An 11,925-nucleotide genomic window follows, 5' to 3' on the forward strand; every position below is an offset into this window, starting at 1 on the left:
GCGAGGCTCCCGGGCTGTTGATCGAGATGTCTGACGTCTCAATCACGCTGCTCGGCGGCCTCGTTGGTCAACTATCCTGCCGCACTCGACCTGCCCCGTGGGCTCGTGGAGTGGGTCACGATGCTCATCGTCACCCGTGAGGGGGACCGTCGCTGCAAGCTCCGCCCCGTCTCAGCGCGCGATGGTGACACCGGTATACCTGCGCGAGCACGTCACCCTGGCGAAGATCGCTGCCGGGTTCGGGATCAGCGAGTCCACCGCCCATGCCTACACCAGCGCGATCATCCACCTGCTCGCCGAACGAGCACCGGGTCTGCTGAAGGTCCTGCGCGAGGCCGACCCCGACTTCGTCATGCTGGACGGCACCCTCGCCGAGTGCGACCGCGTCGGCGACTCACGCGGGGACTACTCCCACAAGCACCGCCGGGACGGTGTGAACGTGCAGGCGGTCACCGATCCGGACGACCGACTACTGTGGCTCTCGCCCGCGCTGCCGGGCCGGGCTCACGACCTGACCGCCGCCCGCACTCACCGGATCGTCCGCATCTGCGAGCGCCAGGGCGTCCCCATCCCGGCCGATCTCGCCTACCAGGGCGGCGGCCCCTGGCTGACCACGGGCATTAAACGTCGGCCCCTGCAGGAACTCACCGTCAACAGGGCACTGGCCTCGGTACGGACACCAGTCGAGCGCGGCGTCGCCCGCCTGAAGTCCTGGCGCATCTTCTGCGTAACCCGGTGCAGTCCGAACCGCATGACGTCAATTGTCAAAGCGGCCCTCACCCTGAAGCGGCAACGCTGAAGAAGCTCGGTGTTCCGATCCGCGGCGCCGGAACCAGACCGGTCAACGACGACGTCAGGTCGCGGGGGTGGCCGTGATGCGGCACCGGGCGGACGGGCGACGACTGATGCCGGGGGCAGCGGACGGTCGGTTCTGGTGCCGTTGCCGACGACCGGCGCGAGTACCTCTCCCGCCCCTCACCCCATGCCCGTGGCCCGCAACTTCACGATGCACACCACTCATTGGGCGAGGAGTTGGCCGACCTCGACGACCTGGTCTGCATCCCAATCTGCGATCCCGAGATCCAATACGACATGGAATGGGATCGCCGGACGATCCCACCACTCACCCAGCGCTACCGGAGCCGCCCACTCTTCGGCGCTCAATTTCACAGTATCGAGAAAGGCCCGGCGCTCGATCGGCTCGTCGGCGAAGAGCAAGCCGCTGTTCCGGAACACCAGGCAGTAGGAATCTGCCGGAAGCCATTCGAGATCGGTCAGGCAATCTTTCAAAGCCGGCCAATTCCGGCCGAAATATTCGGGGAAATCCAATCTGCTCGAAATCATCGAGAAGAAGGAGTCGAGCGTCCTCGCCTCCCCGCCCTGAAGCTCGACAACCACCCCTGAATCCCCGGCGTCTTGAACATAGTTCCTGACGGTGGCGTCATCCAGGTCGGCTTTGATCACCCAAGGCGAGGAAGGGCGGGTCAAAGGGTTTGATTGGATTGCCATCCCACATTCCTCTGGTTACGGGATCTGAATGAAAGTTTGATAGTGATCACTGGTGTAGTAGGAAGATCCGTCCGAACCGGTGACGAGTCTCTCCTCGCCCCTGTCGACACCCTTGACCTTCGGGTTGACATCCCATTCCCGGTACGTGACAGGATTCCCGGCGGAGTCGACCTGCGGGAGGACTTGCCCACCCTTCGCTCCAGTATTGCCGAATGGAGCGCCGCCCTTGTACCCGGCAAATGGCGAGCCCTTGGACCTGACCCTATCAAGAACATTCTGGACCTTTTCCGTCGCCGGGCCGTATGGGATGCACGGTGCGAGGCCAAGAGGATCGAGCCAGCCGAAGGGGTTCTCCACGAAGGCGTGGTGGTTGGGCGCGGGGTCGAGGCCGAGGGGGTCGGGGGTGATGTAACGGGCGTTTTCCGGGTCGTAGTAGCGGAAGTAGTTGTAGTTCAGGCCGGTTTCGGCGTCGGCGTACTGGCCCGGGAAGCGAAGCGGGCAGTACGTGGTCGCCGTGTCGTCCATCGGGGACGGGACGTGGCTGCCCCACAGGGCTGTCCGGTGCTGCCAGGCCAACGCTCCGTCAGGAGCGACCAGTTCGGTCGGAGTGCCCACAGCATCGGTGATGACCGCATAGAAGCGGGCGGAGTGGTCGGAGGCCGTTTCCTCGGCCAGTTGCGCGAGGAAGGAGGTGGAAGGGCTGCGGACCACGGGCCTGTGCTCCGTCTGCGTGAGCGGACGGTGGGTGCCCAGCGCGTAGTCCCAGGTGATGACCTCGCCGTCGGGCCCGGTCTGTTCGGCCAGACGCGTGCCGTCCCAGGCGAAGTCCGTGCGGTCGGTGGCCGAACCATCGTCCGTTGTGCGGCACTTGGAGATGCGACGGCCGAGCGGATCGTACGTGTAGTGCCAGCTGTCACCATCGGGGGTGACCGCCCGGGTGAGGCGGTCCTCCGCGTTCCAGCTGTATGTCCAGGTGCGCTGACGGCCGTCGAGGAGTTTGCAGGTCTTGCGGACCAGGCGGCCTTGGGCGTCGTGTTCGTACGCCGTGCGGCCCGCCTGACGTATCAGGGTGCCCTCGACATCGCGGTCGCCAGGTGTCTCGTGGGCCGGCGCGGTGGCGAGGGTGAGATTACCCGTGGCGTCGTAGGCGTAGCTCTCGGTCCAACCGTGGGCGTTCACGCGCGTGACGCGCCCCTTGCCGTCGAGGTCGAAGCGGCGTGTGCCGGCGGTGAGTTCGCGGATTTCGGCGAGGTATCCGTCGGCGCGGTACGCGTAAGTGCGGTGCTGGAGGAGGTGGTCCGCTTCCCCGACGCTTGCCGATGACGTCAGGGACTGGGTGACGAGACGGTCGGTCGTGTCCCAGCTCTGGGCAAGAGTGACGTCGTCGCCCAGGCGCCGATGCGTCTCGCGGCCCGCGGCGTCGTGGACGAAGGTCAACGTCCCTACGTCAGATCGGAGTTCGGCGGCCAGCCCGGCCGGGTCGTACGTCCACTGTGAAGTCAGCCCGGAAGGGACCACTCGGCGGGTGCGACGCCCGAGGGCGTCGTGTTCGTAGGTGGTCCTGCGGCCGTTGACCGTCTCTGACGTGGTGCGGCCCAGCGCGTCGCGTTCGAAGACGACTTCCGCGTCCGGGTTCACCGCTGAGGTCATCTGTCCGGTCGCTGCGTACGTATACGTCGTCACGTGGCCGGCGTCATCCCGCTTTTCGGCCACCCGGCCGAGCGCATCCCGCGTGAAGCGCAGAGTCTCTCCGGCGCCGTTGGTGCGCGAGGTCAGCCGGCCCGCCCTGTCATGCGTGTATGTCAGCGTGCGCCCGTTGAAGTCCGTCTCCGCGACCAGGCGGCCCGCCTCGTCGTAGGTGTACGACCACGTCAGCCCCTGGGGGTTGGTGACTCCTGTCAGACGCAGTTCGGTGTCGTAGGCGAAGGAGTAGGTCGTGCCGTCCGGGTCCGTGCGCGTGGCGGTGACGTCGAAGGGGGCAGCCGTGTGGTGCGTGCTGTTGCCCGCGGCGTCGGTGTGACTGAGGAGGTTGCCCTCCGCGTCCCACTTCCACGACTCCTTTGCCCCGTCCGCCAATTCGCGCCAAGCGGGCTTGCCCTCCGGCGTCCAGCCCAGCCGAGTGCTGTGTCCCAGCGGATCGGTCACCTCGACGACACGGCCGAAGGAGTCCCGGCGTATCGACGTCGTGTGGCCCAACTCGTCCGTCAGTGCCACGGCCAGCCCGGCCGCGTCGTACACCACCGTGCGCGTGTGACCCAGCGCGTTCGTGACCGCCGTCGGGCGACCCTGCGCCTCGTACACGTACCGGGTCTCGGCGCCCATCGGGTCGACGGTCGTCAGCAGGTTCCCCTGCTCGTCGTAGGTGTGCCGCCAGGTAGCCCCGCCCGCCTCCACGACCTCTGTCGGCAGCCCGAACGCGTTGTACGCGGCCCGCGCCACCGTACCGTCGGGCAGGGTGACATCGGCCGTGTTCCCCGCCTCGTCATATCCGTACCGCGTGGTCCGTCCCAGCGGATCGGTGACGGCCAGAGGCTTGTCACCGTGTTCGTTCCACAGTGTGCGCGTGACATGGCCCAGCTGATCCGTCTCCTCGACGACCAGGCCCTCCGAGTTGTAACGGTGGGTCGAGACGCGGCCCAGAGAGTCGGTGTACGTCGTGGTGAGGGCGGTGTCGTCGTAGGCCAGGGTGCCCGACAGGATGCCGTCGACACCCTCGGTACGGACCACCCGGCCGTGCTCGTCGTAGGCGTACGAGAACCAAGTCCCGTTGCGGTCCGTCCACTTGGTGATTCGGCCCTGTTCGTCGTACGAGAACCGCAGAGGCTCCCCACTGGAGTTGACGACTTCCGTGAGATTGCCGGTGCCGTCGTAGCCGTAGCGCATGACGACCGTGCCCTCGCCCACCGGGCCGTCGGGGCCGTAGCACGAGGGGGGTTCGTCGAGCAGGCGCAAGGCGGTGATGCGGGGGCCGGTCGTGTCGACGGCGACGTAGTGGCCGCCCGAGTGGCGGAGGCCGAACGGGATTCCCTCGTCGTCGCGTTCGACGTCGACGCGGGTGCCGTTGCGGTCGCTCCAGGAGTCAAGCGCGAGGTGGAAGACGCCGAAGGTCGGGGACGGGACCGGGGCGCCGAACGTGCGGACGACTCCCGTCGCCGGGTCGGTGACCGTCATCGCGCTGTCCGGCTTGCCGTCCCATTCCAGGGGCCAGCGCACGCCCTTGACCGGCATCGTCGGGACACCTGGCTCCGGCACGGGGTAGACCAGGCGCATGCCGTCCGCCGCCGCGAAGACCACGCCCTCGCCGTCGATCTGGAGGCACTCGTCGAGCGTCGAGATCCAGGTCGAACCAAAGCACACGCCGCCGCGATACGACGACAGGTGGGTGCGGGTGAACTCCAACGGCAGGCTGCCCGGCAGCGCCAGGTCCGTCGCCGTCATCAGCATCGCGCCGGTCGCCACGTCGATCGGCTCGCCCACACAGGGGGTGCGGTCGGCGTTGCGGGCCGCCGGGCCCAGCTCCACCAGGTCGGGGCGGAGCGAGGGCGGACGTAGCAACAAGGGTGTCGTGTCGCTGAACGCGCCCTCGATGCCCGCCTTGACGACCCCGCCGCCGGCGCCCAGGGCGCCGCCGAAGATCATGCCGTCCTTGGCGGCCTGGTTGACCTCGTCGAGGCTGAAACCCTGCTGCAGTCCGGTCGCCATCTTCAGCGGCTGGGCGACGGCGAGATCGACGGTGACCGACTCGATCCCGCCGAAGGTGGCGGCGACCAGGGTGCCCGCGGCGATCTCGGCGATCGTCGTGGAGACGGCGACGCCGAGGCCGGCGCCGAACTCGATGACGAGGTCGGCCGCCGCGACGGCGGCTCCGGAGGCGAGGCCCGCGGTGAAGAAGGCGAGCGCCACCCCGCCCGCGATCACGGCCGCGTCGATGCCGATCTGCGTCCAGAGCTTGTTGACGGCGTCGTCGATGGCGTCGGCGAACTTGTCGAGCGCGGTGGCCATTTGGCGCCCGGAGCCGGCCAGGTCGCTCAGCCAGCCGCTGTCCTTGTCCTTGGCGTAACGGCCCCAGAACTTCCCGAACGCCTCGATCGACTCACCGGTGTTGTGGTGAATGATCGACGACGCGCTCTGGTTGACCGGGCCCCGTACATCGTCCACGGCGTCCGCGAAGGTGCGCCAGGCGGTCGCCGCCGACCGCAGCTTCCCGGAATCCGCCTCCGGCCACCACAGGCCCAGATGCAGCAGGATCTTCCGGGCCTCGTCCTCAACGCTCACCGGCACCGTCCGACTTCGTGACCTTCACGTCGGTGAACATCCCGGCGATCAACTCGTCGTTGTCGACATGGCCGTCCGCCAGGTCGGCCATCGCCTCGTGGATGCTCGTCAGACCGAGCACCAGCGTGCCCGCCGCGCTCTCGATCTTCTTCTGCAACGGCTTGTAGGAGTCGCCGAACTCCTTGCCCTGCTTGTCGTTTCCCCAGGGTTCGCCCAGTCCGTCGAGGGACTTCACGAGCGCAGTCAGCGCCTTGCCCAGATCAACTGCCGCCGTCTGGAAGTCCGGTGCCGCCCGCTTCAGATCCGCGGTTTTGATGTCGAGGACCTTGGCCGGGTCCTTGCCGTCACCCATCGCACGTTCCCCCGTTCGCAGTCGCGTCCATGACACTAGAGGGGACGAGTCAAGAACAGGTCATGCCCATCTCACGTGCGAGCAATGAGCCCTTCTCGGCAACCTCTCGTGACGGCATGTGAACTCCGCTCAGGCGGTGCGTTCGCGTTCCAGCTGGAGCAGACCCCGTGTGGCGCATCAGCGGTCGAGGCGGACCCCGGGGTTCGGTGACCAGGGATCTCCGGGCTACCGCCTCATTCGGGCCCCGGTGCCACGCGAGCCGCGTTCGCCGCGCCGAAACACCAGGTCAGCTCCGGGATCAAAGGCGGCCGACATGAGCGTCGAGCACAAGGAGACGGTGCGGGGCGGGCCGGCGGTCGACATCATCGAAGTCCGAGCGAACAGGTCGGCCCCGACCCGGACGTTCATGGGCCACCACGCCGTCGGGCCCGCCCCTCCCGACCCGATCTCCGCTCCGTCCGCGCCGTCTCCCGTACGCCGAAGGCGGGGCTCATCCGGTGGCGTACCCCGGTCGCAGCAGCACCCGGGACGTCTCGTCTACCAGCTGCCGGAGAATCGGCAGGTACCTCTCGTCGCCGCCCAGGTCGCCGAGGATGCGGTGCGCCTCGTCGCGGAACTTGTGGATGTCGTCCTCGTAGCGGTCGAGGACGGCGGGTGCGTGGAGGCGGGCGGCCAGGGCCGATCGTGCCACGGCGGAGGTCCGCGCACCGGCGTGCAGCTCCAGGACGCGGTTCCTGAGAGCGGGCGGCGCGTCCTCCAGGGCGCAGGCGAAAAGATAGGTCACGGTGCCGTTCAGCAGGTCCTCGTTCCGTTCGGACACGATGTCCTCCTGGTCGTTGAACAGCTGCCACAGAATTCCGAATACGGAGCCGAACTCCCGCCACAGTTTCGTGCGCTCGGCCTCGGCGCCCGCCAGGATCGCGGCCATCGCCGTGATCATGCCGAAAGGGGCGCCCGATTTCTCGCGGTACGCCGTGACGACCGAGTTCCGGGACGCGGTGCCCACGTCCGCGCGCATGTCGCCCAGCTGCCCCTGGGCGGCGGTGATCCCGCAGTCGAGGAGCTCCGCCGTCAGGGCGCCGCGGACCGGCTCCGGGACCCGTCGTGAGTCGATCGCCTTCAGGGAGAGCACGTGTCCCGTGACCACGGCTGCCAGGAGCGCTTCGTGCAGGGTGAGGCCGGCGGGCCTGTGATCGCCGTTCCCGTCCGCCAGATCGTCGAGATAGCAGGCGGACGTCCACCACAGCACGTGCACGGCGGACAGCGGGACGGCGGGTCCGGCGCTGCCCGTCTCGACGCCGTGCACGACCAGCGGCAGCACCGACAGGGGGTATTTCATCCTCTGATGGCGCAGGAGTTCCGTGACGACGCTCCTGAGGGAATCGGCCGACGGGCCGAGCCGCTCGAGGATCGCCTCGATTTCCTCCGCTATTTCCGAGGAGTATTCCCGATGGAGATCCAGATAGGATGCGGAATTCATGTGATATTCCGTGATTTCTGCGATGGAATGGAACGGGCGCCTTTCGGACCTGGGCGCCGGGTCGTCCGGGGCGGGGAACGCGCGACGGTGGCCCCGCCCGAACGGCATCAGCCGGTGGCTGCCGCGCGCTCGCGCTCCGTCAGGGGCGGGCCTTCCAGCAGGGGCTTCTTCCGGCCGAGGTAGACCAGGGCGAGCATGTCGGGCATGAGCAGCCGGGCAGGCGGTTTCTCCATGCTCATCACGTCCAGCAGGATGCGGAGGGCGTGGGGGTTGCGCGAGCCGGCGTCGACGGCCTTGTCCACGAAGGCGGCGAGGTTCCGTTCGAGCCGGGTGGGCGGCTGTGCGCTGGCGCCCGGGTAGAACACGTCCTGTCCCACCGCCAGACTCCACGCGTTCTCGACCGGGCGGGCCGCGGCCCTCTGGATCCGCCGGGACGTACCGGGAGCGCGAAGGTCCTGCCGTCGCAGGACGCCGCGCAGGGCGACGACGCTCTGCGCGGCGGCGCTCAGCCCGTGGCCGTAGACGGGGTTGTAGCCGGCGACGGCCTCGCCGAGGACGGCGAACCCGTCCGGCCAGCGGTCGGCCTTCTCGTAGTAGCGCCGCTTGTTGGCCGTGCTGCGGCTGGTGACGACGTCCGTCTCGGGCTCGGCGCAGGCGAGGAGTTCGCCGATGACGGGGTGCGGCAGCCCGAGCGCGAAGGGAACGAACGCCTCGTTGTCGCCACTGGGTTGGCCGCCGCGGGTCCCGGCGAGCGTGACCAGCCAGCGGCCGCCCTCGATGGGGGTGATGATGCCGCCCCTGCCGGGGTTCTGGCGGGGGTCGGCCTGCACGTTGACGATCGGGAAACCGGCGGCGGCGGTACCGGGAGCGCGGTAGATCCGGCTGGCGTAGCGGACGCCCGCGTCGACCGTGCGCTCGGTCACGGGGGGAAGTCCCAGGCTCCGCAGCCAGTCGGGGGCGCGGCTGCCCCGTCCACTGGCGTCGACGACCAGATCGGCGGCGATGGTGCCGTGGGTGTCCCCCTCGCGTACGCGCACTCCGGACACCCGTCCGGCGTCGCCTTCCAGGGACAGTGCTTCGGCCCGCTGCCGCAGCGATATGCGCGGGTCTTCGAGCACCCTGGCGCGGATCACGGCGTCGAGCAGATCACGGCTGCACAGCAGGTTGACGTGGCGGGCGTGGTGGAAGCGGCGGAACCACTGGCCGGACGGAGCCTTGGACACCAGATCGGTCATGATCCGGTTTCTCCGGGCGCCCTGGCCGACGAGCTGGTCGACGACGCCCGGCAGCAGTTCCTCGAGGGCTTTGACCCCTCCGGACCACAGCACGTGGGCGTGCCGGGCCTGCGGCAGCCCCTTGCGGGGTCGTGGGCCGTCGGGAAGGACGTCGCGCTCGACGAGGGTGACGTCGGCGTGGTCGGCGAGCACGGCTGCCGCGAGCATGCCCGTCATGCCCCCTCCGATGACCACGGCGGTGCGGCGGGGAGCGGATCTGTCGGGCATGTACGGATCTCTCTTCTGTTGCGCGGACCGTGCGGACGGCTGACGTGGGCCGCCGCACACCACACCGCATCATGCGCGACGCCGGGTCGCGGCTGCGAGCGAAGTGGTCGGAGGCCGGCCGGCCACCGGGGTGTTGCGGGACACGGCCGCGACGGTGCGACGCACGTGTCCGGCCGAAGACTGCCCACCTGAGGGCCGGTTCGATCTCCCGCGGGCGTCCTCGCCGCGTGTCACCGGACGGCGGTGCGGGACAGCCGCCTGCCGGGCTTCACCGGTTCGTCCGTTCTCCGGCCCTCACCGGTTCCGGACCCGGCAGCGCGCCCGTCGGTCATCGGCGCACGCCGGCGCCTCCCCCCGCGTACGCGGCCCGCGCCACGGTCGCCGGCGCCCGGCGGGAGCCGCGCCCGGAGGTCAAGGGGTCAGGGTTCACAGGGGAGTTCTCTCGTCGTCCGCCGCCGGCGCCGCGGCATCGGCATCGGCACGGGCAGCCACGACGATGGGGGACGTACGCAACGCCCGCGCCACACCCACCAGCGTGGTCCGCGACGCGAAGCCCTCGGTGTTCCGCGTGACGTTCCGGGTGACCGCCGTCCGGGCGGCGGGCGCGTCGTCGCGGTGGGAGCGGACGGCGGCGGCGATCATCGCCGCGAGGCCGATGCGGAAGGCGTCCTCCGTGCCGTACCCCGCGGCACGGGCCAGGGTCTGCGCGTGGGAGCGGACCTCGTCGTCGAGGTGCGGGCGGACGAGGTTCAGGCCGTCCTGGATGCCGGCCTCCCGCCGGGTGAGGCGCACCGCGCAGGACGAGTACCAGGGGATCGGCGCGGCGAGCGGCACACCGGGGGAGGCACTGCCGAGTTCACGCCACAGCGGGCCGAGCCGTCTCCAGGCCACCACCGCACGCCCGAGGACGGCCAGCCGCGGGCCGTACAGCGGCAGCGTGAAGCCGACGGTGGCGACGGTGGCGGCCAGACCGACGAGACCGGGCGCCAGGACGGTGCTCAGCACGTCCCACCTCCTGCCGGCCCACCGCGCCACCACCGCGGTCAACTTCAGTGTGCTGAAGGACAGGTTGAGCAGCCAGCCGGCCACGAGCAGCCACAAGCCGGCCCGCAGCCATCCGTGCACCTGGATCGCCCAGCGCCAGCAGAGCACCGTGGTGGCGACCGCGGCGGTCATGTGGCCGAGCAGGTACAGCACGATCATCTGCCCGATCCAGGGCGAGGTGGCGTAGTAGGTGTCGAGGTCCGTCCGCCGCTCGACAGGGGCGTCCCCCAGGACGAAGAGGAGGATCAGCAGGACGATCACGACGGCGTAGCCGATCTGCCAGCGCCGTGCGAGACGGCGCACGTGGTCGGCCGGACCTCCGCGCCAGTGCAGGATGAGCACCAGGCAGGAGGCGCTGTAGGCGCTGACGACGGCGTAGACCAGAAGGGCGGCGAGATTGGGCACGCCGCTCGTCCTGTTCACGGCGGCGACGGTGGGCGGGGCGGCGAAGGCGAACCCGGCGCCCCCCAGGAAGATCACCCAGCAGACCCAGCGCACCAGCGGATCGCGCCAGGATCGCACCAGCTCGGGCAGCTTCGCGGCGAGGCCGGCCCAGAGGGCCAGCGCGGGTATGTAGTAGGTCGAGGCGCCCACGGCTCAGCCCCTGGAGCGGTGTTGTCCCGGTGCCGCGGTGGTCCGGCCGGCGACGATGACGTCCTGCTCGGGCGGGCGGATCAGGTACCGCGTCTCCCTGGCTCTGCCTGTACGCACTGTTCTCCCCGCGAACCTTTGCGTGGGCGCCCGTGGCCGGAATCCGCCGAGCCTCACCCCGCAGGCAAATATGCCAAACCAGGTACCCCTTCGGCCAGATCAGGCTCTGTCCGGCGCAACAAGCTGTGGGGCCGAAGTACCGATCAGACCGGACTTGCGCCGGTCTGGCACCGGCGGGGCGTCGTCCGGTCGTTCGAGGGTGGGGTGGGCGATGCGGGGGAACGTCACTCGGAGAGGTCGCAAGACCCGTGAAACCCGGAACGCACCCCGCCCGCAGAGGCAGAATCGCTCGCACCCGTCCCCCCACGCACGGAGGAGTCCCCCATGCTCCGCGGCATCGACGTCAGCGCCTACCAGTCGTCCGCCTACTCCACCGACGGGCTCTCCTTCGTCTTCGTCAAGGCGACCGAGGGCCGTTCGTACGTCAATCCGAAGCTCACCGCCCAGGTGAAGACGGCCCGCGACGCCGGCTGCGTCGTCGGTTTCTACCACTTCCTGTGGCCCGGCGATCTCACCGCCCAGGCCGAGTACTTCGTCGGCAAGGCCCCGGAGCGCGCCGGTGACCTGCTCGCCGTCGACTGGGAGACCACCGGTGACGGCACGCACGCCAGCAACGCGGAGAAGGACCGCTTCGTGCGCAAGGTGAAGGAGCTGCGGCCGGACCACCGGGTCCTGCTCTACACGAACCGCAACTTCTGGCTCAACGTCGACACCACCTCGTACGCCGGAGACGGTCTGTGGATCGCCGACTACGTGACCGCGGGCGAGCCCCGCATCAAGGCCAAGTGGCGTTTCCACCAGTACACCGACAACCCCGTGGACAAGGACGTCGCCCAGTTCTCCAGCAAGGCGGCGCTGCGCGAATGGGCCGCGGTCGACTGACCGGCGCGGACGCGACGGAGGTCCTACGGCCGTCCGACGGCGATCCGGCAGCGGCCCGGACGCGAGTGCGCCGGGGGGCGCGGGGCGGGGGGGCGCGCCCCCCCCCCCCCGCGCCCGCCCCCCCCGCGCCCCCGCGGCGCGGACCCCCACCCCCGGCACCCCGCGCCCCG

Annotated in this window: 7 protein-coding genes and 1 pseudogene; 2 read left to right on the forward strand and 6 right to left on the reverse strand. The window is 69.6% G+C overall.

All coding sequences use genetic code 11. The features are described from left to right. Positions 1-63 precede the first annotated feature (63 nt). Positions 64-799, forward strand: a pseudogene (locus ACFV2J_RS26880) (transposase family protein). Between the two features lie 218 nt (positions 800-1,017). On the opposite strand, the gene ACFV2J_RS26885 reads toward ACFV2J_RS26880, so the two are convergent. From ACFV2J_RS26885 to ACFV2J_RS26910, 6 genes are all read right to left on the reverse strand, one after another. Continuing rightward, a complete protein-coding gene (locus ACFV2J_RS26885) occupies positions 1,018-1,509 on the reverse strand; it encodes a barstar family protein (RefSeq protein ID WP_385083760.1) in 492 nt (163 codons plus the stop codon). Positions 1,510-1,524: 15 nt separating this feature from the next. Then, complete coding sequence (locus ACFV2J_RS26890; protein WP_385083759.1) at positions 1,525-5,790, reverse strand: DUF6531 domain-containing protein; 4,266 nt, start codon at positions 5,788-5,790, stop codon at positions 1,525-1,527. Beyond that, entirely contained in the window at positions 5,774-6,136 is a 363-nt protein-coding gene (locus ACFV2J_RS26895) for a hypothetical protein (protein WP_385083758.1), read from the reverse strand. Before ACFV2J_RS26895 ends, ACFV2J_RS26890 begins: the two co-directional genes overlap by 17 nt. 490 nt (positions 6,137-6,626) lie before the next feature. Next, positions 6,627-7,616, reverse strand: a complete 990-nt coding sequence (locus ACFV2J_RS26900; RefSeq protein ID WP_385083757.1) for a polyprenyl synthetase family protein — start codon at positions 7,614-7,616, stop codon at positions 6,627-6,629. Positions 7,617-7,723: 107 nt separating this feature from the next. Continuing rightward, positions 7,724-9,118 carry an FAD-dependent oxidoreductase gene (locus ACFV2J_RS26905; RefSeq protein ID WP_385083756.1) on the reverse strand — a complete coding sequence of 465 codons (1,395 nt, stop codon included), beginning with the start codon at positions 9,116-9,118 and terminating at the stop codon, positions 7,724-7,726. Positions 9,119-9,544: 426 nt separating this feature from the next. Further along, on the reverse strand, positions 9,545-10,756 hold the full coding sequence (locus ACFV2J_RS26910; RefSeq protein ID WP_385083755.1) for an MAB_1171c family putative transporter: 1,212 nt from the start codon (positions 10,754-10,756) through the stop codon (positions 9,545-9,547). 441 nt (positions 10,757-11,197) lie between these two features. On the opposite strand from ACFV2J_RS26910, the gene ACFV2J_RS26915 reads away from it, so the two are divergent. After that, positions 11,198-11,755, forward strand: coding sequence for a glycoside hydrolase family 25 protein (locus ACFV2J_RS26915; protein ID WP_385083754.1), 558 nt, complete (start codon positions 11,198-11,200; stop codon positions 11,753-11,755). The last annotated feature ends 170 nt before the right edge of the window (positions 11,756-11,925 follow it).

This window comes from Streptomyces sp. NPDC059668 (genome assembly GCF_042734135.1).
Classification (GTDB): Bacteria; Actinomycetota; Actinomycetes; order Streptomycetales; family Streptomycetaceae; genus Streptomyces.

Coding starts and splice junctions, on each gene's coding strand:
- ACFV2J_RS26885 (WP_385083760.1), bottom strand. CDS start 1,509: ATGGCAATCCAATCAAACCCTTTGACCCGCCCTTCCTCGCCTTGGGTG.
- ACFV2J_RS26895 (WP_385083758.1), bottom strand. CDS start 6,136: ATGGGTGACGGCAAGGACCCGGCCAAGGTCCTCGACATCAAAACCGCG.
- ACFV2J_RS26905 (WP_385083756.1), bottom strand. CDS start 9,118: ATGCCCGACAGATCCGCTCCCCGCCGCACCGCCGTGGTCATCGGAGGG.
- ACFV2J_RS26915 (WP_385083754.1), top strand. CDS start 11,198: ATGCTCCGCGGCATCGACGTCAGCGCCTACCAGTCGTCCGCCTACTCC.
- ACFV2J_RS26900 (WP_385083757.1), bottom strand. CDS start 7,616: ATGAATTCCGCATCCTATCTGGATCTCCATCGGGAATACTCCTCGGAA.